We start from the raw sequence: 21,449 nt of genomic DNA, 5'->3' as shown, positions 1-21,449 counted from the left end.
GCTTAACAAGCCAGTATATGGATATTCGGATTTTCAGGCGTTACCGGGAAAAACGGCGGAAACTCACCGAGTGCCCGCGCACGCGCAAGATACGCCGCGATGTCGGACTCGACAAAACGGTAAAGCTGCTCGTAATCGTCAATCACAAAATAGACTTTCTGCATTTCATCAATGCGATAGGGCATGCGAAATGCAGAAACCGGGTCAAAACAGACTCGAAGCGGCACATCGCTTTCCACACACCACACTGTTTCACCTACAGAAGAGAGAATCCCGCCCCCAAAGGCACGCAGGCCCGCCTGGGTTTTAATCAGCCCAAACTCCACAGTAAACCAGAAAAGGCGCTGCAAAAGCGGCCAGTCCGCCTCGGGAAAGCTTAGCACTCTGACGGCATATGCGTGTACAAAGTCCGCATAAACTTTGTCAGTCAGCATCGGGCAATGCCCAAAAAGTTCGTGAAAAATATCCGGTTCCTGCACATAATCGAGTTCTTCTTCCACGCGGATAAACGTTGCCGCCGGAAATTTTTTCGCGGCAAGCAGCGTAAAAAAAGCACGGGCAGAAATGAGTGACGGCACGGCTTCAACCGCCCACCCTGTGGTATCCTGAAGACGCTTCGAGACGTCTGGCAGCTGTGGAATAACGTCTTCACTCAAGCCAAGCGCTGAAAGTCCCTTGATGAACGATTCACAGGCGCGTCCCGGCAAGAGCGGTTTGAGACGCCGATAAAGAAGACTCCAGACGTGATGCTCGGCCTCACTGTATGCTACAAAACCGGCACTGTCCGGTGTATGTGACACATAACGACTGACAAATTCCATCGCTTCCTCTAGTGCGCGCAGACATTGATACTACGTTATAACGGATTTCGAGGACGATTGACAATTCACGGGCGCGAAACCCGCCCGATACTCGAGAGCGGAATCACCGTTTCAATGGCATGCCCCTCTTTGCGGGATGCGCCTCGCCAGGCGTGTCCGTAGACCACTTCGTACGTCAGCGGGCATTTACCATCGGTATCTGAAAGTCCGGCATATGCCTCGCGAAAACGCCGAAAAACACCGCTGCCCGTGAGGCCCCTGTTCCGTTGCGGATGAATGTTGCGCACGCCCTGCGCCTTCAGGCTTTGCAAGAGTGCATCTGCTGATGCGTATCGAACCCGGATTTTTTCCATGTCCATGACGGTATCTTCAAAGAGTACCGCGGCAAGTGCGTCACCGACATCGTGCATGTCTGCAAACGTGTTGGCGTGGGCGTGCGAATCAGCGCGCGCGAAGGCTTCGCGCATTTCGCGGAAGGTATCAGGGCCTAATGTCGAGAAGTACAGCGCGCCTGCGGGGCGCATGACGCGGTGTATTTCAGCGAAGACATCCTTCAACGAGGGCGCCCAGTGCACCGTCTGATTGGCAAAGACCAGATCAAAGGTGTCCGGTGCAAAGGGAAGCCGCAGCATGTCGGCATTCACAAGCTGCCAGCGGTTGCGCCAGAGCCCCTGGCGTTTTTGTGACTGCGCGAGCATGTCGGCGGCGATATCAACTCCCACTATCCGGGCTTTAGGATAGCGTTTGCGTAAAAGCGCGCTGAAATGTCCAGGCCCACACCCAAGATCGAGAATACGCTCAGGCGTCATTTTCAGGTAATCAAGGCGCGCAATCAGGCGGCGGCCAATTTCCTGCTGAATGCCTGCCGCCGCTTCGTAGCCGCGGGCCCCGCGGTTAAATGCCTTGCAAATTTCGTCAGTCACCGTCATGATGCGCCCCGTGTCCACCTTCATACAATGGAATTGTCGTGCGATTTAAGCCCGCCAGTATATCATACTGGCTGCGATTACCTGCTCTTTGTGTTTTTTGTAATCAATATTCCCGGAGCCATAAGGGATTGTGTGCGGCCTGCATGAAAACCCTGCAGCCGATTGGACCTCAGTGTCGCCATTGCGCGCTCCCCCTTGCAGACGCGTTGTTCCCCTGCTGCGGGCGCTGTCTGCGCGAAAAACCCTGCTTTGACACAGTCTACTGTGCGTGGCGCTATTTAGAGCCGCTGCAATCGATTCTACATGCGTTTAAGTACCGTCAGGCGCTGTTCTGGAGCGGCTTTCTCGCAGAACGCATTCTAGACGCCCTGCCTGATACCATGACTCTCCCGGAGTGCCTCGTGCCGGTTCCCCTTCACCGTCACCGCCTGCGTGAACGCGGCTACAACCAATCCACCCTTATCGCGCAAAAACTGGCTAAAATGCTTAGCCTGCCACTGGTGCATAACGGGTGTATGCGTTTGCGTGACACCCGTCCCCAGGCTGGTACGTCCGCCGCGTCACGCCGGGTTAATCTGCAAAATGCGTTTGCGGCACGCCCCACGACGTTTCAGCACATTGCACTTATCGATGATGTACTCACCACCGGGAGTACCGCGAGCGCCGTTGCCGCAGCACTCAAGCAGCAAGGGGTCAAACGGGTCGATGTCTGGTGCTGCGCCCGCGCCTGAGAGCCCCCCTTAACCGGGTTTTCGCGTATTGTTAATCACAAGCTGCAGGCGCGGTTTCCCCTGCTGCTGACGGCCACCAAGCTCATATCCGTTGCGGTAGACTTCGAAGGTTCGGTAGGCCTGGTTGGTTTCACTGTCGACAAGCTCCACGTCATCACCCTGCGTATCCATCAGCGTAACAACAAGGTGCATTTCCCGGAACTGTTCAATGTGGTAGCGTTCGCCAAACAGGCGTAACACACTGAGCAGGCTTTCAGCAGCTTCCTCGCTGGTGTGGGTTCCCCGAAAAATGATGTCCATAATGTCTCCTCCGGCAGTAATTACAAACGTTCTGCTGCCCTTATTATCGACAAATTGCGCATTAGCTTGAGTAAAATGCCATTACGTGAATTGCGCCTGTAAATTTTTGTCACTTTGCGGTACAATATCGTCATGACTGACTCGGCATTTTCTCGATGGTTTTCGTTGCCTGTGGCTTAAATCACCAGACTGCGTCTGTGAACGTGCGTGAACAGCTCGCCCTTTCAGGGCCTGCCCGCACTGAATGGCTCGCACACCTTCTCTCCAGTTCCGATATTGCGGAAGGCCTGGTGCTGTCTACCTGTAACCGCACGGAAATCTATTGTGAGACCGCAAACGCTGATGCTCTGCTCCCCTGGATTATCCAGGAAGCGCGGCTTGCGCCCGGAGCCATCGCTGCCTGCTTTTACCTGCACACTGGAGAAGCCGCCGTTCGCCATCTCCTGCGTGTGGCGAGCGGTCTTGACTCCATGATGCTGGGTGAGCCTCAGATTCTCGGTCAAATTAAACAGGCCTATGAAGAAGCTGAGCACGCCAGTGGTATTGGCGAAACGCTGCGTGAAGTGTTTCAGTATGTGTTTGGAGCGTGCAAGCGCGTGCGCGCGCAAAGCGGTATCGGCAAAAATCCGGTATCGGTGGCCTCAGCGGCCGTGCATCTTGCCACCCGCCTGCTTCCAGACCCTAAAAATGCGAGCGCTTTTCTGATTGGTTCAGGAGAAACCGCATCCCTTGTCGCCAAATACCTGCGCCAGCAGGGTGTGAAGCGTTTTTTTGTCGCAAGCCGCACCCGCGACCACGCACTGAAACTTGCAGAACAGCTCGAAGGTAACGCACTGACCGTCAACGACATTCCCCGTCACCTCGCCGAGGCCGATGTGGTGATTTCGGCAACGGCCTGTCCCCTGCCTTTTATTGACCGCCCCATGGTGGAAGCGGCGATACTGGCGCGGCAGCACTCTCCCATGGTGCTGCTTGATCTCGCCATGCCACGAGATATCTGCCCGCAGGTGGCAGAGGTTGAAGGCGCACATCTGTATAACCTCGATGACCTGCAGCAACTCACCGAAAAAGGCATGGATGAACGCAGGATTGCGGCTGCACACGCGGAAGAGCTGGTTGTCCGTGAGCTTGAGCATTTTGCGCGCTGGCACCGCGCCCGACGGGCAAAATCAATTATCTGTTCGTACCGCGAAAAAATGCAGTCTCTGGCAGACGTTGAGGTAGAGCGCGCCCGTCGAAAACTCGCCCGTGGAGAAGCGTCTCTTGCCGTATTTGAAGAATTCAGCCAGCGCCTTGTCAACAAGCTGACCCACACGCCATCGGTGGGCCTGCGGCAGGGAGCATCGGACGATCACCAGGAACTGCTGACGCTGGTTCAGTATCTCTATAATCCTCTGCGAGATTTGGCGCCCCATGAAGAAATCTCTTGAAAACAAGCTCTATCAACTCCTTGAGCGGTCTGAGGAAGTGGGTCGCCTGCTCTCGGAGCCTTCCGTTATCAGCAACCAGGACAGTTTCAGGGCGCTTTCAAAAGAGTATGCTCAGCTTGAGCCGGTAGCACAGAGCTTCAGCAAATGGCAAAAGGCCTGTGAAACCGTTGATGAACTCACGCGCCTTGAAGCCGGTACGGATGCTGAACTTGCCGCCATGGCCCGGGAAGAACTCTCTGACGCCCGCGCACAGGTTGAGGCGCTTGAAGAGACCCTGCAATGGCACCTTGTGCCTAAAAATCCTGACGATTCGCGCAACGTGTACCTTGAAATCCGTGCCGGTACGGGTGGTGATGAGGCAGCTATTTTTGCGGGTGATCTATTCCGCATGTACAGCCGCCATGCGGAAACACGTGGCTGGCAGGTGGAAATGGTAAGCGCGAATCACGGTGAGCATGGCGGATTTAAGGAAGTCATCGCACGGGTCAGCGGCAATGATGTCTACTCCGCACTCAAATTTGAATCCGGCGCACACCGCGTGCAGCGCGTTCCACAAACTGAATCACAGGGGCGTGTTCACACATCAGCCTGCACGGTTGCCGTTCTTCCTGAAGTTGAAGAAATTGATGATATCAGCATCAATGCCGAAGACCTTCGCATTGATACCTATCGCGCCTCTGGTGCCGGTGGTCAGCACGTTAATAAAACGGACTCGGCTATTCGTATCACCCACCTGCCAACCGGCGTTGTGGTGGAATGTCAGGATGAGCGCTCACAGCATAAAAACCGCGCACGCGCGATGGCGCTGCTTAAAACACGTCTTCTGGATGCCGAACAGAGCAAGCAGCGTGAACAGCGCGCGCAGACCCGAAAATCCCTGGTCGGCAGCGGCGATCGTTCCGAGCGCATTCGCACGTACAATTTTCCGCAGGGGCGTTTGACCGATCACCGTATCAACCTGACCCTCTACCAGCTCACTGATGTGATGGAAGGCGACCTTAAACCAGTGCTTGAGGCACTCCAGCGCGAATACCACGCCGAACTGCTGGCAGAGCATTCACAGCATGACGAAGACTGAGACTTCCGTTGCCAAAAGCCTGCAGGATGCCAGAAACCGTCTGGCCACCACCTCTGAAAGCGCGCGCGCAGACAGTGAAATCCTGCTCGCACACGTTCTTCAGAAATCCCGAACGTGGCTTTTTGCCCACTCCGAGGCCTTACTGAGCCCGGAAACACTGGCCGTTTTTCAGCATCTCGTTGAGGCGCGCTCGCGCGGTTTTCCGGTTGCCTACCTCACCGGCACACGTGAATTCTGGTCCCTGCCCCTTCGCGTGGATGCAGCAACCCTTATTCCGCGCCCCGAAACTGAACTGCTGGTTGAAACAACGCTTCAGCGGCTTTGTGCAGTTGCCAGTGCCCGCGTTCTCGACCTCGGTACCGGCTCCGGCGCGATTGCGCTCGCCCTTGCGAGCGTTCGCAGGGATTTCATCCTTCATGCCGCAGACATCAGCGAAGCGGCATTAGCCTGTGCCCGCATCAACGCACACGCGCTTGGGCTTACCGAGATACACTTTCATCACTCCAACTGGTTTTCCGACCTGCCGCGCCTGCGCTTTGATGCGATTGTCTCCAACCCTCCCTATCTCGCAGCCGATGACCCGCATCTGTCTGAGGGGGATGTTCGCTTTGAACCCTTGCAGGCACTCGTAAGCGGCACCACCGGGCTTGAGGCCTTCGAAGCCATTGCAAATACCGCGCCTTTGTGGCTTACACCTGGTGGCTGGCTGCTTTTGGAGCACGGTTGCGACCAGGGGGCTTTGGTGCGTGACATTCTGCAACAGGCAGGCTTTTCTGCCATTGAAACGCTTTGCGACCTTGAAGCACGTGATCGGGTCAGTGTCGGAAGATGGCAGACAGAAAATCTCTGATTTTCAAATTATTCATGAATAGGTTACACTTGTTACTTAGAGCGTGAGGGTTGTCACAGGCAGAGCTTTTCCTGATCTGCGACAGAGTTCACAAAGTTAATCATTGAGAGTGTACGTACCGTGAAAAATGACACTTTGGGCAACATGGGTATCACGCCTTACCATGAGCAGGAAGGCGAAGAATACATGAACGAGCGTCAGCTTGCGCACATTGAAAATCTGCTGCTGGCATGGCGTCAATCCCTGATGGAAGAGGTCGACCGTACTGTCACCCACATGAAGGATGAGGCTGCTAATTTTCCCGATCCCTCAGACCGCGCCAGTCAGGAAGAAGAATTCAGTATTGAGCTTCGCACCCGTGACAGAGAGCGCAAGCTTATCAAGAAAATTGAAGATGCGCTTGAGCGCCTGCGCGAAGATGATTTCGGCTACTGCGAAGCCTGCGGCATCGAAATCGGTCTGCGCCGTCTGGAAGCCCGTCCCACGGCAACGCTCTGCATTGACTGCAAAACCCTCTCTGAAATTAAAGAGCGCCAGAATCAGGGGGGATAGGCTGTCGGTTTTCCAATAACCCATTCACAACGGCAAGGTGTTTGGCGACCGCCCCGCGATTAGCCTCGAGTACACGTGACGCATTCTGCACCCGAGCGTTACGTGTACCAGGATTGTTATGCAGCCTCAGCACCGCCTGCATCAGGCTTACAGCATCCGCAACAATTTCAAGTGCCTCCTCACGCAGCAATGTCTCACAGATGGCCATAAAATTGTGAACATGCGGACCGCTGAACACCGGCACCTTAAGCGCAATCGGCTCCAGCACATTATGCCCGCCTGTGCGAGCAAAACTGCCGCCCACAAACGCATAATCAGAAAGCCCGTACCACCCAGGCAATTCACCGAGTGAATCCAGAACAACGACTTCGCAGGACGCATTAAGGGACTCTGGCTGACTGCGCCGCCCCGTTTGAAACCCGGCTTCTCGACAAAGTGTGGCTACTGAATCAAAGCGCTCGGGATGTCGCGGTGCAATCCAGAGCATGGCTTCTGGCAGTTCAGCTCTCAGCGTTTTAAACGCATCAAGCAGCATTGCCTCTTCAGGTGCGTGCGTACTTGCGGCCATCAGGGTGAGACGCGCTCCTCCGAGACGGGCCTTAATTGCCGAAAACTCCGGGTCTAAAGCCTTTGGTGTCTGCAAATCAAACTTGATATTTCCACTTGCTTCAACCGCATCTGCTGAGGCCCCGAGCGCCTCAAAACGCCTGGCATCTGCAGGGCTTTGCGCGAGAATGCTTGAAAACACACCGACAAGGGGCTTAAAGAAGAAACGAAGTTTTCGATAATTCGCGAAAGAACGCTCGGAAAGGCGCGCATTTGCAAGCACCATCGGAATGCCGGCACGTTTGACTTCCATCAGCAGGTTTGGCCACAGCTCGGTTTCCATCACGAGCACAAGGCGCGGATTCAACGCCCGCACAAAGCGCCGCATCGGGTGCTGTAAATCATAGGGAATAAAGGCGTGGGGAATACGCTCCCCAAAACGTCCCTTCAGACGCTCGGCGCCCGTTGGTGTCATGGTTGTCACAAAGAGCGTCCTTCCCTCGGCAAGCAGTGCGTCAAGGAGCGGAATGGCGGCGATAACCTCGCCAAGAGAAACAGCATGAACCCATACATCCACCTCTTTAACCGGCAGTGGTGCACGCGCAAAACGCTCAGCAATACGCGCCCGATACAGCGGGTTTTTACGCCCTTTCCAGTAAAGCCTTGCATAAAGCCAGGGTGTTGCAAGCAGCATCAGGAATGAATAGATGGCGCGCATGAAAAATTCCAAAAGCGCCAGTATACTGGAAGCCTTACGCACATGGAAAGTTTCCAGCGGGCAGGGTAGAATAGTCGCCTGTCCAGTGGAATACAGTCGCATGAACTTCAAAGATTTCTTTGCAGGCAACGCGTTATGGGGTAAGCTCCTGGGCGCTTTTTTTGGCTATCTCATGGCAGGCCCTGCCGGCGCCCTGTTAGGCATTATCGTTGGTAACTTCTTTGACCGTGGACTGGCCTCTCACTTCACCCATCCCTACTACTCCTTTCACAGTGAACGGCGCCGCGGCGTGCAAAATGTTTTTTTTGAGGCAACCTTCAAAACGCTTGGCTACATTGCCAAAGCAGATGGCCGTGTTTCAGAAGAAGAAATTCGTGTGACCAATACCCTGATGACTGAAATGGGATTGAACCGCACCCAGCGCGCTGAGGCGCGAAAGCTTTTCGGCATCGGTAAAACCGCGGGCTACAATCCCCTCCCCCTGCTCGACACGCTCGCCCAGTTGTGCCGGCACAAACCCGGATTAATACAGCTTTTTGTCGACATACAATACCGCTGCGCGCAGGCAGGCATGCTCGATGAGAACAAGCTCAAGGCCCTTGATACGGTCTTTTCCCGCTTCGGTTTCGCTCCGCTGCACCGCCAGTACCGTTTTTACGAAGACTTTGGCCAGCGCTCAAGCTACCGCCAGTCCAACAGCGAGTCGGCAGGACGACAGTACCATGCACCTCCCCGCACCTCCCTGGCTGAAGCCTACTCGCTCCTCGAAGTGAACCCTTCTGCAAACCGTCAGGATGTCAAACGCGCTTACCGCAGGCTCATGAGCCGTAATCATCCTGATAAGCTCATCGCTCAGGGGCTGCCTGAGGCCATGATAAAAATGGCCACGCAAAAAACCCAGGCCATCAGCAAAGCCTATGATGCCATCTGCGAAAGCCGCGGCTGGAAATGAGTGTGGTTATTGACGCACCAGCCGCAGAGTATCTACCGGTTGAAAATCAGGCTCTGTTGAGCGGCAGGGATTGATATCAAGCCCGCCCCGGCGCGTGTAAAACCCGGTTACGGTTAAAACCTGTGGTTTGCATCGGTTCAGGATATCGATGAAAATCCGTTCAATACACTGCTCATGAAATTCATTGTGTTCCCGAAACGAAACCAGGTATTTTAACAGTCCCTCACGGTCTATCTGGGGGCCTTTGTAGGCAATCTGTACGCTGCCCCAATCCGGCTGGTGCGTCACCAGACAATTGGATTTCAGAAGATCGGAACACAAAACCTCTTCCACCGTATTAAGACCCGCTGCTAAAAACGCGGGCTCGACCTGATAGACAGAACAGCTTACATCAAGTGCATCGATGGATTCGCCTTCGAAATGCGCGAGCATCGCCCTTTCTGCAAAACGGCTCAGCGCATGAATTTTCACGGATACCGGACCTTGAACGCGTGCTTCCAAATCTTCCCGCACAATGGCCTCAAGCGTTTTTGCATCCGCAATCGTGGTGTTGTTAAAAGAGTTGAAATAGAGCTTCAGGGACTTTGACTCAATAATGCAGGGTGTATGACAATCATAAATAATCTCCGCAATCCCCACCATCGGTTTCCCTTTTGGGTTCAGCCAGGATACTTCATAATGATTCCAGCGATCAAAACCATAAAATGGGAGCTTATCGGAAAGAATGCCGATTTCCTGGCGTTTACCGGCCCTTGGAATGGGAAAGAGTTTATGGGGATTATAAGCAGACTCATAGAGTGATTTTTTACCAAGCTCGGAATCTTCGGCTGCGTTTATTACCGGTGGATGCGAGAAGTCAGGCATGCGTAATACTCCAAAAACGTAATGACATTGCCAAAAAATGTGCCATTATCACCGCATTCCTCAAGCCAGCACAAGCCCCCGGCGGGCAAATGCGCGGCGCACCACACTGGCAACTGCCATCATCAACAGACCCAGCACAATCGCGGTTATTCCCAGTTTAAAATAATACTGCTGATAAACGGCAAGGCTTTGCAGCGCTGTGGTGGCATGTTCCGCTTCTGCAGCAGTACCCGCAAGATGCCCGGAAATGGCATTGGACATCGAACAGGCAAGGTACCAGACACCCATCGCAAACGCGAGATTTTTGGAGTCGCAGTAGAGACCTATCATGCTGAGGCCAACGGCACTTACCCACAATTCAGCCAGTGTCAAAAGCGCGCAGGAAAGCCCAACCCACTCGCCTCTGACAATGCCCTCATGATGACCCGCGAAACTGACAATCAGAAGCGCCCCGCCGGCAAGCAGCGTTCCTGAGGCAAATTGCCAGGGGATGTCAAAACGGGGAAATCGCTGATAGAACCGCGGCAACTGCATTCCGAAGAAGACTATCAACAATGGATTAATCAACTGATAGTGTGCCGCGGATACCGAAAATCCAAATAATTTCAGGTTGGAATTGCTCTCTGCAAACAAAATCAGGGTGCTGTTCATCTGGTTGTAGATAATAAAAAATACCACTGCCTCAAGAATCAAAAGCCAGGCAAGCAGCTGGCGGCTGCGTGCAGCACCTGACAGTTTAAGGGTCTGCAGCAGGAACCAGACCATGCCAAGCGCGCAACCGATACCTATCAAACGGCTTGCAAGGTGCACGTGTGAATACGCCATCAGGGTAAACGCGTATACTGCAAGGATAAATGCCGCAAGTCGCCCCCACCCCCTGAATCCAATGCGCCGGGTATCCTGCCCTTCAATCACATTGTCATACAGCCTGAAACGCGCGGCAAAATTGAGTGCCGAAAGTGATTTTCCTACAAAAGCCAACGCCAGAACCGACAAGGGCCCATAGCGGCTTTCAAGAAGGCTCGGTGCAATAATGGTCGCAAGCAGTGCACCAACGTTGATGGCCATGTAATAGAGGGTCATTGCCGATTTGGCACGCACGGCGTCGTCTGAATAAATTCGGGAAACCATGCCGGAGGCAGTGCCCATCAAAAGGGCGTTTGCAGCAGGAATAAGCGCGTATGCCGCGATAAACAGGGTATCGCCCATTTGACCGATGGTCATGCCACTCAGCATGATGAGGAGATATGCGATGGCCAGCAAAATACTGCCCACGAGTATGGCACGCCTCAGCCCGAGCACCCGATCGGCCATAAAGCCGCCGAGAATCGGCATGAGGTATCCCGTTGCCTGAGTTACCCCGAAAAAGACATAGGCCTTCGCCTGAGAGTACCCAAGCCCGTGTTTTAACAGCGGGCGGGTGAGAAAAAGAATGAGAATGGTATTGAGCGCGTAAACCGCAAACTGGCTCCAGAACGTAATAAAAACGATGTTACCGCTCTGCTGCTGGCGCGTATCACCGGCCCACGAAAACCACCCCGCCGTCTGTTCCATGACGCGCCTCCCTGGCTGCCAACGCGCTCATTCTCACCTGTCACCAGAAATACCATATTCCTGGATTTTTGGCGACAGGTTTTATGCAAGCCGCAGGTGCGGGAACAAAATCACATCACGGATGGACGGCGAATCGGTAAACAGCATCACCAGCCTGTCGATACCGATGCCTTCCCCGGCGGTTGGCGGCATGCCATACTCCAGCGCTTCGATATAGTCGCTGTCAAAATGCATGGCTTCCATATCGCCGGCGTCTTTTTCTTCCACCTGACGGCGAAAACGCTCGGCCTGGTCTTCAGGGTCGTTCAGCTCAGAAAAACCATTGGCAATTTCGCGACCGGCAATAAAAAACTCAAAACGGTCGGTTACATCCGGGTTGGCATCATTCCGGCGCGCCAGCGGGGATACTTCTGTCGGATATTCGGTGACAAACGTTGGCTGAATGAGGAGATGCTCCACACACTCTTCAAAGAGAATCATCTGGAGTTTGCCAAGACCATCTGCGTCCTTAAAGGGAAGCTCACGGGCATTCAGTAATTCACGACACGTGTCCACCGACTCAAGGGCTTCAGCTTTTACCTCTGGCAGATAATGCAGAATGGCGGCCTTCACGCTCATGCGCGCAAAGGGTTTGTCAAAATCAAGGACGGTTCCCTGGTAGGTCACCTGACGAGTTTTTAATACCGTATCGCAAAGATGGCGCAGCAGCAACTCCGTGAAATCCATCAGCGTTTCATAGTCCGCATACGCCTGGTAAAATTCCACCATGGTAAATTCCGGATTATGGCGGGTGGAAATGCCCTCGTTACGGAAATTGCGATTAATTTCATACACGCGCTCAAAACCGCCAACGATAAGCCGTTTGAGGTAGAGTTCTGGCGCAATGCGCAAAAACATCTGCATGTCGAGCGCGTGGTGATGCGTCACAAAAGGACGCGCCAGCGCGCCTCCTGGAATTGGGTGCATCATGGGTGTTTCTACTTCCAGAAAACCATGCTGCTCCATAAAGCCCCGAAACGCACGAATCAGTTCAGTACGGCGCAAAAAAGTCTCGCGACTTTCAGCGTTCGCAATCAGATCAACATACCGCTTGCGGTAGCGAAGTTCCTGGTCGGCAAGCCCGTGAAACTTATCCGGCAACGGGCGCAGGGATTTTGTCAGCAGGACGACTGTTTGCGCATGTACCGTCAACTCACCGGTATTGGTGAGAAAAAGTGTTCCCTGAACGCCGATGATATCGCCCAAATCCCAGTGTTTAAACTGCTCGTAAAGCTCTGGAAACTCGTTTTCCCGCAGATAGACCTGCAAGCGGCCTGTAGCATCCTGAAGATGAAAAAAACTCGCCTTACCCATCACGCGCCGCAGCACCATGCGACCGGCAATACTGACAGAAACGCCTCGGGCTTCAAGCGCTTCTTTGCCGAGACCGCCAAATTCCGCCTGCAGCTCGTGCGCATGATGCTGCAATCGAAACGCATTCGGAAATTGAAAACCACTCTCACGCAGCTCGGCAAGCTTTTGCCGGCGGATTTTATATACTTCACTCTCGTCTAGCGGCAAATCACTCATTGTGCCTCTACTCCTGCTTTCAAACTGGCTTCTATAAACTGATCGAGCGCCCCATCAAGAACCGCCTGGGTATTACTGGTTTCCACACCCGTGCGCAAATCCTTGATGCGTGACTGGTCGAGCACGTACGAGCGAATCTGCGCCCCCCAGCCAATATCGGACTTACTGGCTTCAAGCGCCTGCTGCTGTGCGTTTTTCTTCTGCATTTCAAGCTCATACAGCCTGGCACGCAGCTGTTTCATCGCCTGATCGCGGTTTTTATGCTGACTGCGGTCGGTCTGGCACTGTACGACAATGCCGCTTGGCATGTGCGTGATGCGAACGGCTGAATCCGTGCGGTTAACGTGCTGCCCACCGGCACCCGATGCACGATAGGTATCCACACGCAAGTCCGCGGGGTTGATATCAATTTCGATGTTATCATCGACTTCTGGCGACACAAAAACCGCTGAAAAAGACGTGTGGCGCCGGTTACCGGAGTCGAAAGGCGATTTACGTACGAGTCGGTGCACCCCGGTTTCAGTGCGCAGCCAGCCATAGGCATATTCGCCGACAAAATGAACCGTGGCACTTTTAATGCCCGCAACCTCGCCGGCCGAGCACTCCACAAGCTCCGTTTGAAAACCATGCTGCTCGCCCCAGCGCAGGTACATCCGCAACAGCATTTCCGCCCAGTCCTGTGCTTCAGTGCCGCCGGAGCCGGCCTGAATATCAAGCCATGCAGACGCACTGTCCATTTCACCGCTGAACATGCGGCGAAATTCCAGACGCTCAACTTTGACACGCACCTTCTGGAGGTCAGCATCGACTTCAGCGAACATGCCTTCATCTTCTTCAGAGCGCGCCATCTCAAAAAGCTCGCGACAGTCGGCAACGGTTTTACCTAATGCTTCCAGCTCTTCAACGACAGCTTCAAGCTGCGCCCGCTCGCGTCCAAGGGTCTGCGCGCGTTCCGGCTCATCCCATATTCCGGGGACTTCAAGCTCCCTTACCACTTCCTCAAGGCGTTCCCGCTTGCCATCGAAGTCAAAGATACCCCCGAAGCGCGAGAATGCGCGCGTCTAAATCCACAAGGCTTGCGCCAATCTGGTTGACTTCCAGCATGCTGATTCCCGAACAAAATAATTTGGCGCGAAGTATAACCCGAAAATTGGTCCATCGCCATTGCGCGGCTTATCCATTGCGCATCTGTCTAGTGATTTTAACTTATTTTTATACAGTCAGTTCATATTGCACTCTAGCGAGGAAGGGAGTAGAATTAAATCAACAGGGTTTATACGGGGTTTACAAATGAGCAAGTCAACATCGTCGGTAAGAAACCTTCTGGCGCGACAAAAAGCCCAGATCAAACAGCGTGAAGCCGAAGACGCACTCGAAGAAAAGCGCAAGGCCGCACGAATTGCCGAAGAAGAAAAAGCAAGGGAAGCCGCAGAAAATGCCGAAAAGGAGAATGAGGAAGAAATCCTGTTTACGGTGTCCGGCCCGATTCCAGGAATGGAAAAGATTATTGCAGCTTATACTAAGAAATTCCCCGATTCACCTGCGGGCATCCCCCTGCACTTCGCTTCAGACGACGAGGCAAAACAGTTTTTTGAAGAAATGGCAAAATTAGGTGAGTGTTTTCTTTTTGAAAAACGCAATGCCGATGGCACTCCCGCTGATCAGTTTGCTGTTTCCGTTGGCGATGGAACATTAATTTTTGGCAACCATGTAACTGTTGTTGCCGCATTGTCTGCATATAAAGAAGACAGCCCGCATTATGAGACTGCGCAAACTTATCTCAAAAGTCTGGGCGCTCAGCCTCAAAAAACAACAGCCTTCCGAGATGCCCTTCAGGCAGAACGTGAACCTCTTGACGCGACGCAGTCTGGCCCTAAAGTTCGTTAAATCTCCGGCGTATCTTCCGGCAGGCGGGCTCTGAGACGCAGGGTCGCCTGCGTCAGGATTTGTGACACGCGGGATTCACTGACATCAAGCACTTCCCCGATTTCCCGCAGGTTTAAATCCTGCTCATAGTAAAGCGATAATACAAGGCGCTCACGGGTTGGCAGGTGGTGTATAACGTCAGTGACCATGGCCATTAAATCGTCACGAAGGGCACGCACCTGCGGTTCGAAAACACCGTTGCCTTCGTCCCGTATTACATCTTCACTTACACCTAAATCCTCAAAACCGCAGGGATTGCTGCCACTGCTGTCGGTGAGCATTTCAAAATATTCTTCCATGCTGACGCCTAAGGCTTCAGCCACTTCATGATCACGTGCATCGCGTCCGAGGCGGTTTTCTACTTCGCGAACGGCTGCCGAAATGGCGCGTGAGGTGCGGTGTACTGAGCGCGGCACCCAATCATTGCGACGCACTTCATCCAGCATATGCCCGCGAATGCGAATACCGGCATAGGTTTCAAAAGATGCGCCTCGCGATGCGTCGTAATGCCGTGCCGCCTCAATCAGGCCTTCCATGCCAGCCTGCATTAAATCATCGAGCTGCACATGCTGCGGCAATCGCCCAAGGAGGTGCCAGGCGATGCGTCGCACCATGGCCGCGTGTGTGCGCACAAGCGCTTCTTCCGCGGTCAGCATGCTTTTCTCAGGCTCCATCACGGTGTTCACAACGTTCTCCCGTCAACAGAAATCGGTTTGGCAACCATGCGCTCGAGGAAAAAGCTGGTGTTGCCGCCAACGCCCTGCACTGGTGGCCAGTTCTCTATGCTTTCAGCGAGCTCCTTAAGCGCTCTGCTGGCCGGGGATTCGGGAAAAGCGAGGACGAAAGGCTGCTGCTGGCGCCCGGCGAGGCGCACGTGCTCATCCATGGGAATCGCGCCGGCATAGGTCAGGTGCACGTTCAAAAACTGGTTTGCCGCTCGACAAAGCCTGTCAAAAAGCTTTCGCCCATCACGCGCATTGGAAACCCCGTTCGCCAGTACGCGAAAGTGTGTCCAGCCATAGCGATGGCTCATGACTTTCACCAGTGCATAGGCATCGGTAATCGATGTCGGCTCATCACAGACAATCACCACCACTTCCTGTGCCGAGCGCGCAAAACTGAGAACCGTGTCAGAAATACCCGCGGCTGTATCGATTATCATGCAGTCGAGATTGTCAGGAAGCGCGTTACAGGCATTAATCAAACCCGCGTGTTCAACCGGGCTTAATTCCGCCATAAAATCATTACCGGAAGCTGCCGGAATAATCCTGACCCCGCATGGCCCCTCAACAAGAATGTCTTCAATAGCGCACACCCCGCGCACCACATGGGAAAGATTTTGCCGCGGATGCAGGCCAAGCATGATATCAAGATTGCCAAGACCGAGGTCAGCATCCATCAGCACCACATTTTGTTGCCTCGCGGCAAGCGTTACAGCAAGGTTTAGTGCCACGGTGCTCTTGCCGACCCCGCCCTTACCAGCGGTAATGGCAATCACCCGTACAGGCTTTTGCACGCAGGCGCTGTCATGTTCCATGCATTCCCCCTGTCGCAACATCCGTTGATTCCCTTTGTTATTTGCAACGCACAAAGCATGCCAATCCGTTCACCAGAAAACATGGCTGAAAGGAGGCGTGCGGTTTATACTGAGTACAGGAATTCTCAAATGGACCACAGCATGTATGATGCACTTCGCGCCGCCTGGCGCTTTTCTGATAATACTACTCTGACCCTCGGCGCCATGCGGGTCAACGACACTCTGCTGACCGACGCGCCCGTTAATCTGGTCTTAAAATCTCTGAACCGCCACGGTCTGATTGCCGGTGCCACAGGCAGCGGTAAAACCAAAACCATTCAGGTACTGTGCGAACAGCTCTCAGAAAACGGCGTGCCGTGCGTAGTCATGGACATCAAGGGTGATATTTCAGGACTTGGCATGCCTGGAAACGCCACAGAAGCTCTGCTTGAGCGCGCGAAGGCGATGAACCTGCCTTTCAACCCGCATGCAAACCCCGTAGAATTTTTCTGCCTCGGTGAGGGCGATGACGGTGTACCGCTGCGCTCAACCATCGCCTCCTTTGGGCCGGTGCTCTTTTCTCGCATGCTGGACCTGAATGACACGCAAAGTGCTGTGATGACCGTGCTCTTTGAATATGCAAAAGCCTGTACACTTCCGCTCATTGACCTTGAAGACCTCAAAAGCCTGATGCGGCATGTTCAGGGAGAAGCCGGACGCGCCGATTTACAGGCGCGCTTTAGCGGAGTGTCTACCAGCTCGCTTGATGCCATCGCGCGCAAACTGATTGAACTGGATGCCCAGGGGGGCGACCATTTTTTTGGAGAGCCACCCTTTGATATCAACGACTTCCTGCGCACCGACCCGGCAGGACATGGCGTTCTTTCTATTATCCGACTCATTAACCTTCAGGATAAACCGGCGCTCTTTTCCACCTGCATGATTAAGCTGCTCTCAGATGTGTACCGCACCCTGCCTGAAATCGGCGACCCGGAAAAACCGCGACTGGTGCTCTTTCTCGATGAGGCGCATCTCCTGTTTGCGCATGCCGGAAAGGCACTCATGCAGCTGTTGGACACCACCGTCAAACTGATTCGCTCTAAAGGCGTTGGCATCGTATTCTGCACGCAATCGCCCAATGATATTCCTGAGGCAATCGCCAGTCAGCTCGGATTAAAAATCCAGCATGCACTGCGCGCCTTTACGGCAAAAGACCGCAAGGCGATGAAGCTCGTGGCTGAGAATTTCCCGCCGTCTGAATTCTATAAGACTGAAGATGTGCTGATGACGCTTGGCATCGGAGACGCTCTCGTGTGTGCGCTGGACGCCAAAGGCCAGCCGACTCCGCTCGTGCAATGCGCCGTGCGCCCCCCAGAGTCGCGCATGGGACCGCTTGAGGCAGGCGAGCTGAAAAGCCTGCTGGCAGTATCTCCGTTGATGGCACGGTATGGCAAACGCGTGGAGCGAACCTCAGCACATGAGATACTCGCGACCCCATCGAGGGAATCGCCACCTTCTGAAACCACTGACACACAAAGCGCCTGGGAAACCCCTGCTGTGATTACCGCCATCGGAAAAAGTACGCTTTTTCGCCAGCTGGTGAGACAGTTTTTCCGACAGATGACCAATACGCTTTTGAAAATCCTGACAGGAAAACGGCCCTAAATCTTAGATGCTGTCGTCATACGATATGTCGACAGCATCCAGAGCCCTATTTTAGAAAAAAGTCGGCACTGATTTTAAATTTTCTTTTTAGCGCAGATATCTGATTTTTTCCTAAGCTTCGTTGCCCATTTAGAAATTTGGAAACATTTGCCTGTCCACCAAATATAGAAGCAAGATCTTTTTGATGAAGTTGATGGATACTCATTAGATATTTAATCATCTCAACATCTGTTACATTTTCACCAATCAAAGGAAAATGCTCATTATCATATTGTTCTAAATTCTCACCTATAATCTGCATTGCCAATGCCAGAGGATGATTTTCATCATCACGAACTTCGTCAATTAATTTATCCAGAATCTCTTCAAGATATTTATATTCTTTATCATCCGTTGGTTTTTTAAACAGGGTTAGCGGTAAATGAAATTTATGTTTAGTTTTATTATCGATGTAATTGATAGCAAGAGCCTTCATAAATCACCTCGCTTTAATTTTTCTTTATTAACTGGTTTATCATATTCAGCATGAGTCCAAATTGTTCTGACATAACAAGTTTGGGTATTATAATGCATCGCCGTTATTAAACGATAATTATTACCGCCAATATTAAAGATAGTGTAGCCATATACAGGATCTACACTGTTAAAAACCTGCCTCAACTCAAAAATATTAGACGCCTTTGTCTCTAACATTTTGTAGTACCACTCTGTCAGTGGGATTTCAGACTGGACGTTACTTGTATAATAATCGCGAAGTTTTTTCTTAGAAATGATACGCAAAATTTATTTTCGCTCATAAGTATTTAATATAAAGAATATGTCAATATGATATATATGTCAATATGACATATAAATAATGTCTTGATGTCAATTTTCGGATTAGGGCGTATCCTCATTATCTCATCCGCACCATCGTGCGTGGTGCGGATGCCTTATGAGAGTGTCTTTGGGTCAGGAACAGGTGACATATACACGGGTCTGTTAAGTTACATCGTATGCTGAGGCGCACTCCCACGTTGATGCTCATCTGCCCGGTCTATAAAGGCCTTGAAAAATACTTCTCCATTCTGGCCAGTGCGATTCTTTAAGTCTGTAAGGCTAGCACAGTGAGCATCATACTGAGGCAAAAAAAAGTGCATTTTTCTTGCTTTGAAGTGCTCTTTTTTAGCTTTTAAGGCTGCCAGTTTTTCTGTTCTTTGTTTATCATCGGAATTTGTATTATTTTCGAGCCTTGAAATACCAATTTCAAGCTCGTCTTTTTGCGCGCGCCGTTCAGACTTAAGCGCATGATGCAGTGATGCATAATGTGTGATAACTGTATCATCTGCAGACTCGTCTCTGTCAGTTTTTTGGCTTCGAGCGAGGATATATTCCTTATAAGCCTCTGGAATCGCTTTATAGGCATCATCAGCATTAATTTCCCATTTTACGAGGCTCACTCCAAATTTAATAAAGGGTTTGGCCATCCAGCCAAGCAGTTTCATGCCAAAACTTTCGCGATGTCCTGTCTCAGTTCCCGCGGTACGAATAAGACCGACAACAAAGTTAGTGATGGAGGAGAACGAACGGTCGTTAAAGAGATACAGCGGTTGCCCTTGTTGGTGAAAGTGATGAGCCACCATGGTGGCCAGCGCCCCGCCCAGCGAATGTCCCTTTAGTATGATATTCCGTGAAGGAACGCCAGCGTTTAGAAGTCGCTGTACTTGTGCAATACCATCGTTGACCAGGTCATCTTTAGACTTCGCCTGGCCTGAGCTTTTTAAAACACCCCTGAGGTTAAAACCAATGACTACGCGGTTTAAGTCTTTCGCGTTTTCCTTCATGGGTTCAATCACATCTTCGTAACACGATGCGTTACCAACAAAATTAATAATATACGCCGTGTGCAACTTACAACGGGGCGACAAGTCCATCAAACTGGGTTAATTTTGCCCCTCGCTTGTGATTAAGAAAGCATCCAATTGTATGCGCCAAGGTTTTTCGTCCGATTCTGCTGGTCAGGTGCCAGAGGTCGCGAGCCCTGACTTTTTGAATATGAAAGCGCTCTGTCAGTTGCCCAATCACCGTTTCAACCAATCTGCGGGTAGATACGAGCCACTTGCTAAAATCTGAGCCGCGTGGGTCTGTCATATTGGAGCGCAGAGGCGTTTGCAGGGTAACATTCGTATGTTGTCGGATTTGTTCCTGAAAATCTTGGCCTATCAATCCCTTATCAGCAATAATCATGCCCTGTACGTTGTCGAGATTATCCCAGACGGACTCTCGTTCATCAATGTTTGCCTGTGTGACGGTTATGGCGGTAATGACGCCTTGTGAGTCAATCAACAGATTGCCCTTGAACCCATAATAGCGCTCATTTTTTGAGGCGCAGTAGCCATAAGCGGCGGCCTCTGAGAACAACCGGGAAAAGTTAGCGCGCCTGAAGTGACAAATTGGCAAAGGAAATCCGTCAGACATATGGAGTGAGTCATTGAAGGTACCCAGTTTCCCGGCCAGCAATTTTTGAATGCTTTGCTTAACGGCCCACAACTTGGCTGATTGCCTGGCGAAGCTCGTCCTGTCTCCAAGCCCGGGAAACCAATTCTGCCAGTGTCGCTTGAAATATGACCAAATTGCCTTATCGGTATCAAGCCCGAGAAACTCGCCAACCAGCTCTATCGTGATCACCTCGGGATCGGAGAGCCTGGGTGCAAAGCCTCGGGTTCTCAACTTTGTGATAACGGCCTTTTTGTAAAGGGAATCTATCAAACAAAAAGTACTAATGATAAAATCCTCAACCGGCACAGCATACTCCTTGTAGTCCTGGATCGTCGGAAAATCAAGAACTTACAAAATTATGCTGTGCCTTTCAAGCATCCACTCTCTTATCCATTAAAAGTTGCACACGGCGTTAATATACTTTTTTTGATTGTCAGGCGTATTGACTAAAGACCGTGGTGTAATTTGCAGCGTGTCTAACGAAGCGCCATCATGAGTGATAACTTTCAGGTACTCTTGCGATAATCGGGTATACACTGTATGGGATACATCACTTTTAGTGTATAAATTAGCTGCTAATTTATCACCATCATCGCTGTCATCAGAATCTGAAGGAAGTCGTGAATCTAAATCTCTTCCGCTGTTATTTTCTTCATCATCATGGTTATAAAAACCAGGAGGAGACTGTGAATATGAATCACTGTCGCTGTAATCTTCAAGTTTCGCGTCTTGCGCAGGTAAAACGATATAACTCACCATTTCACCTAAAAATTTGTTTACTCCCCACTTCGCAAAATCCCACAATAAAATGGGCGGGAAAAATACTCGATATAGAATAGACTTTGTCAACTGGGAGGCAGACATGGAAGGCTTGGGAGCATGATAGGTTTTCATTAATTAATTCCCTCATAATGCACTACAGTAGTGCACATTATGCACAATTAATATTAAGAAATTATTATGGGATTGC

23 protein-coding genes are annotated in these 21,449 nt (G+C 51.9%); 8 read left to right on the top strand and 15 right to left on the bottom strand.

The features are described from left to right. Positions 1–2 precede the first annotated feature (2 nt). Positions 3–821, bottom strand: coding sequence for a phenylalanine 4-monooxygenase (phhA, locus tag E4T54_RS09895; protein WP_028386583.1), 819 nt, complete (start codon positions 819–821; stop codon positions 3–5). 65 nt (positions 822–886) lie between these two features. Then, a complete protein-coding gene (bioC, locus tag E4T54_RS09890) occupies positions 887–1,750 on the bottom strand; it encodes a malonyl-ACP O-methyltransferase BioC (protein ID WP_028386584.1) in 864 nt (287 codons plus the stop codon). 38 nt (positions 1,751–1,788) lie between these two features. On the opposite strand from bioC, the gene E4T54_RS09885 reads away from it, so the two are divergent. Continuing rightward, entirely contained in the window at positions 1,789–2,481 is a 693-nt protein-coding gene (locus E4T54_RS09885; protein WP_338011253.1) for a ComFC family protein, read from the top strand. Positions 2,482–2,490: 9 nt separating this feature from the next. Here the strand turns inward: E4T54_RS09885 and E4T54_RS09880 are convergent, their stop codons facing one another. Then, positions 2,491–2,781, bottom strand: coding sequence for a hypothetical protein (locus tag E4T54_RS09880; protein WP_028386586.1), 291 nt, complete (start codon positions 2,779–2,781; stop codon positions 2,491–2,493). Positions 2,782–2,936: 155 nt separating this feature from the next. Between E4T54_RS09880 and hemA the strand changes: the two genes are divergently transcribed. The 4 genes from hemA (at position 2,937) to dksA (ending at position 6,691) form a co-directional block, all read left to right on the top strand. After that, on the top strand, positions 2,937–4,211 hold the full coding sequence (hemA, locus tag E4T54_RS09875) for a glutamyl-tRNA reductase (RefSeq protein ID WP_028386587.1): 1,275 nt from the start codon (positions 2,937–2,939) through the stop codon (positions 4,209–4,211). After that, the gene (gene prfA, locus E4T54_RS09870) at positions 4,195–5,289 is read left to right on the top strand and encodes a peptide chain release factor 1 (RefSeq protein WP_028386588.1); all 1,095 of its coding nucleotides are present in this window, start codon (positions 4,195–4,197) and stop codon (positions 5,287–5,289) included. Before hemA ends, prfA begins: the two co-directional genes overlap by 17 nt. Further along, positions 5,276–6,139 (top strand): peptide chain release factor N(5)-glutamine methyltransferase, encoded by an 864-nt coding sequence (gene prmC, locus E4T54_RS09865; protein WP_081776760.1) that lies wholly within the window; start codon positions 5,276–5,278, stop codon positions 6,137–6,139. The genes prfA and prmC overlap by 14 nt, the downstream gene beginning before the upstream one ends. A gap of 144 nt (positions 6,140–6,283) precedes the next feature. Next, the gene (gene dksA, locus E4T54_RS09860) at positions 6,284–6,691 is read left to right on the top strand and encodes an RNA polymerase-binding protein DksA (RefSeq protein WP_238582814.1); all 408 of its coding nucleotides are present in this window, start codon (positions 6,284–6,286) and stop codon (positions 6,689–6,691) included. Here dksA and waaA read toward each other — a convergent pair. Further along, positions 6,663–7,955, bottom strand: a complete 1,293-nt coding sequence (waaA, locus tag E4T54_RS09855; RefSeq protein ID WP_028386591.1) for a lipid IV(A) 3-deoxy-D-manno-octulosonic acid transferase — start codon at positions 7,953–7,955, stop codon at positions 6,663–6,665. The two genes, dksA and waaA, sit on opposite strands and share 29 nt — an antisense overlap. Before the next feature lie 100 nt (positions 7,956–8,055). On the opposite strand from waaA, the gene djlA reads away from it, so the two are divergent. Next, positions 8,056–8,907, top strand: coding sequence for a co-chaperone DjlA (gene djlA, locus E4T54_RS09850; RefSeq protein WP_028386592.1), 852 nt, complete (start codon positions 8,056–8,058; stop codon positions 8,905–8,907). A 6-nt stretch (positions 8,908–8,913) separates the two neighbouring features. On the opposite strand, the gene queF is transcribed toward djlA, so the two are convergent. The 4 genes from queF to prfB all read right to left on the bottom strand — a co-directional run bounded on the left by queF (position 8,914) and on the right by prfB (position 13,998). Continuing rightward, positions 8,914–9,771 carry an NADPH-dependent 7-cyano-7-deazaguanine reductase QueF gene (gene queF / locus E4T54_RS09845; protein ID WP_081776761.1) on the bottom strand — a complete coding sequence of 286 codons (858 nt, stop codon included), beginning with the start codon at positions 9,769–9,771 and terminating at the stop codon, positions 8,914–8,916. 60 nt (positions 9,772–9,831) lie between these two features. After that, positions 9,832–11,325 carry a peptide MFS transporter gene (locus tag E4T54_RS09840; RefSeq protein WP_035902452.1) on the bottom strand — a complete coding sequence of 498 codons (1,494 nt, stop codon included), beginning with the start codon at positions 11,323–11,325 and terminating at the stop codon, positions 9,832–9,834. Between the two features lie 81 nt (positions 11,326–11,406). Continuing rightward, the gene (gene lysS, locus E4T54_RS09835; RefSeq protein ID WP_028386594.1) at positions 11,407–12,894 is read right to left on the bottom strand and encodes a lysine--tRNA ligase; all 1,488 of its coding nucleotides are present in this window, start codon (positions 12,892–12,894) and stop codon (positions 11,407–11,409) included. After that, positions 12,891–13,998, bottom strand: a protein-coding gene (prfB, locus tag E4T54_RS09830) for a peptide chain release factor 2 (RefSeq protein WP_115152838.1) whose coding sequence is annotated in 2 segments (ribosomal slippage) — positions 12,891–13,922 and positions 13,924–13,998 — 1,107 coding nt in all. Because the reading frame shifts where the segments join, the coding sequence is not laid out codon by codon here. The genes lysS and prfB overlap by 4 nt, the downstream gene beginning before the upstream one ends. Positions 13,999–14,184: 186 nt before the next feature. Between prfB and E4T54_RS09825 the strand changes: the two genes are divergently transcribed. Next, positions 14,185–14,781: a hypothetical protein gene (locus E4T54_RS09825; RefSeq protein ID WP_028386596.1), complete on the top strand. Its 597-nt coding sequence runs from the start codon at positions 14,185–14,187 to the stop codon at positions 14,779–14,781. On the opposite strand, the gene E4T54_RS09820 is transcribed toward E4T54_RS09825, so the two are convergent. Then, on the bottom strand, positions 14,778–15,494 hold the full coding sequence (locus tag E4T54_RS09820; protein WP_028386597.1) for an RNA polymerase sigma factor FliA: 717 nt from the start codon (positions 15,492–15,494) through the stop codon (positions 14,778–14,780). The genes E4T54_RS09825 and E4T54_RS09820 overlap by 4 nt on opposite strands. Before the next feature lie 8 nt (positions 15,495–15,502). Beyond that, positions 15,503–16,357, bottom strand: a complete 855-nt coding sequence (locus E4T54_RS09815; RefSeq protein WP_035902460.1) for a MinD/ParA family protein — start codon at positions 16,355–16,357, stop codon at positions 15,503–15,505. 141 nt (positions 16,358–16,498) lie between these two features. On the opposite strand from E4T54_RS09815, the gene E4T54_RS09810 reads away from it, so the two are divergent. Next, complete coding sequence (locus E4T54_RS09810) at positions 16,499–18,001, top strand: helicase HerA-like domain-containing protein (RefSeq protein ID WP_028386599.1); 1,503 nt, start codon at positions 16,499–16,501, stop codon at positions 17,999–18,001. A gap of 46 nt (positions 18,002–18,047) precedes the next feature. Here E4T54_RS09810 and E4T54_RS09805 read toward each other — a convergent pair whose 3' ends face one another. The 5 genes from E4T54_RS09805 to E4T54_RS09785 all read right to left on the bottom strand — a co-directional run bounded on the left by E4T54_RS09805 (position 18,048) and on the right by E4T54_RS09785 (position 21,373). Continuing rightward, on the bottom strand, positions 18,048–18,476 hold the full coding sequence (locus E4T54_RS09805) for a helix-turn-helix domain-containing protein (RefSeq protein WP_035902466.1): 429 nt from the start codon (positions 18,474–18,476) through the stop codon (positions 18,048–18,050). Beyond that, positions 18,473–18,694, bottom strand: coding sequence for a type II toxin-antitoxin system HigB family toxin (locus E4T54_RS09800; RefSeq protein WP_081776763.1), 222 nt, complete (start codon positions 18,692–18,694; stop codon positions 18,473–18,475). Before E4T54_RS09800 ends, E4T54_RS09805 begins: the two co-directional genes overlap by 4 nt. Positions 18,695–18,987: 293 nt before the next feature. Next, entirely contained in the window at positions 18,988–19,824 is an 837-nt protein-coding gene (locus E4T54_RS09795) for an alpha/beta hydrolase (protein ID WP_162150890.1), read from the bottom strand. A 67-nt stretch (positions 19,825–19,891) separates the two neighbouring features. Beyond that, entirely contained in the window at positions 19,892–20,785 is an 894-nt protein-coding gene (locus tag E4T54_RS09790) for an IS982 family transposase (RefSeq protein WP_058387092.1), read from the bottom strand. A gap of 87 nt (positions 20,786–20,872) precedes the next feature. Next, a complete protein-coding gene (locus tag E4T54_RS09785; RefSeq protein WP_028386826.1) occupies positions 20,873–21,373 on the bottom strand; it encodes a hypothetical protein in 501 nt (166 codons plus the stop codon). Positions 21,374–21,449: the final 76 nt, after the last annotated feature.

This window comes from Legionella geestiana (genome assembly GCF_004571195.1).
GTDB classification, from domain to species: domain Bacteria; phylum Pseudomonadota; class Gammaproteobacteria; order Legionellales; family Legionellaceae; genus Legionella_B; species Legionella_B geestiana.
This window is presented reverse-complemented; position numbering and strand designations above follow the sequence as displayed.

Coding starts and splice junctions, on each gene's coding strand:
- phhA (WP_028386583.1), bottom strand. CDS start 821: ATGGAATTTGTCAGTCGTTATGTGTCACATACACCGGACAGTGCCGGT.
- bioC (WP_028386584.1), bottom strand. CDS start 1,750: ATGACGGTGACTGACGAAATTTGCAAGGCATTTAACCGCGGGGCCCGC.
- E4T54_RS09880 (WP_028386586.1), bottom strand. CDS start 2,781: ATGGACATCATTTTTCGGGGAACCCACACCAGCGAGGAAGCTGCTGAA.
- hemA (WP_028386587.1), top strand. CDS start 2,937: ATGGTTTTCGTTGCCTGTGGCTTAAATCACCAGACTGCGTCTGTGAAC.
- prfA (WP_028386588.1), top strand. CDS start 4,195: ATGAAGAAATCTCTTGAAAACAAGCTCTATCAACTCCTTGAGCGGTCT.
- prmC (WP_081776760.1), top strand. CDS start 5,276: ATGACGAAGACTGAGACTTCCGTTGCCAAAAGCCTGCAGGATGCCAGA.
- dksA (WP_238582814.1), top strand. CDS start 6,284: ATGGGTATCACGCCTTACCATGAGCAGGAAGGCGAAGAATACATGAAC.
- waaA (WP_028386591.1), bottom strand. CDS start 7,955: ATGCGCGCCATCTATTCATTCCTGATGCTGCTTGCAACACCCTGGCTT.
- djlA (WP_028386592.1), top strand. CDS start 8,056: ATGAACTTCAAAGATTTCTTTGCAGGCAACGCGTTATGGGGTAAGCTC.
- queF (WP_081776761.1), bottom strand. CDS start 9,771: ATGCCTGACTTCTCGCATCCACCGGTAATAAACGCAGCCGAAGATTCC.
- E4T54_RS09840 (WP_035902452.1), bottom strand. CDS start 11,325: ATGGAACAGACGGCGGGGTGGTTTTCGTGGGCCGGTGATACGCGCCAG.
- lysS (WP_028386594.1), bottom strand. CDS start 12,894: ATGAGTGATTTGCCGCTAGACGAGAGTGAAGTATATAAAATCCGCCGG.
- E4T54_RS09825 (WP_028386596.1), top strand. CDS start 14,185: ATGAGCAAGTCAACATCGTCGGTAAGAAACCTTCTGGCGCGACAAAAA.
- E4T54_RS09820 (WP_028386597.1), bottom strand. CDS start 15,494: ATGGAGCCTGAGAAAAGCATGCTGACCGCGGAAGAAGCGCTTGTGCGC.
- E4T54_RS09815 (WP_035902460.1), bottom strand. CDS start 16,357: ATGGAACATGACAGCGCCTGCGTGCAAAAGCCTGTACGGGTGATTGCC.
- E4T54_RS09810 (WP_028386599.1), top strand. CDS start 16,499: ATGTATGATGCACTTCGCGCCGCCTGGCGCTTTTCTGATAATACTACT.
- E4T54_RS09805 (WP_035902466.1), bottom strand. CDS start 18,476: ATGAAGGCTCTTGCTATCAATTACATCGATAATAAAACTAAACATAAA.
- E4T54_RS09800 (WP_081776763.1), bottom strand. CDS start 18,694: ATGTTAGAGACAAAGGCGTCTAATATTTTTGAGTTGAGGCAGGTTTTT.
- E4T54_RS09795 (WP_162150890.1), bottom strand. CDS start 19,824: ATGAAGGAAAACGCGAAAGACTTAAACCGCGTAGTCATTGGTTTTAAC.
- E4T54_RS09785 (WP_028386826.1), bottom strand. CDS start 21,373: ATGAAAACCTATCATGCTCCCAAGCCTTCCATGTCTGCCTCCCAGTTG.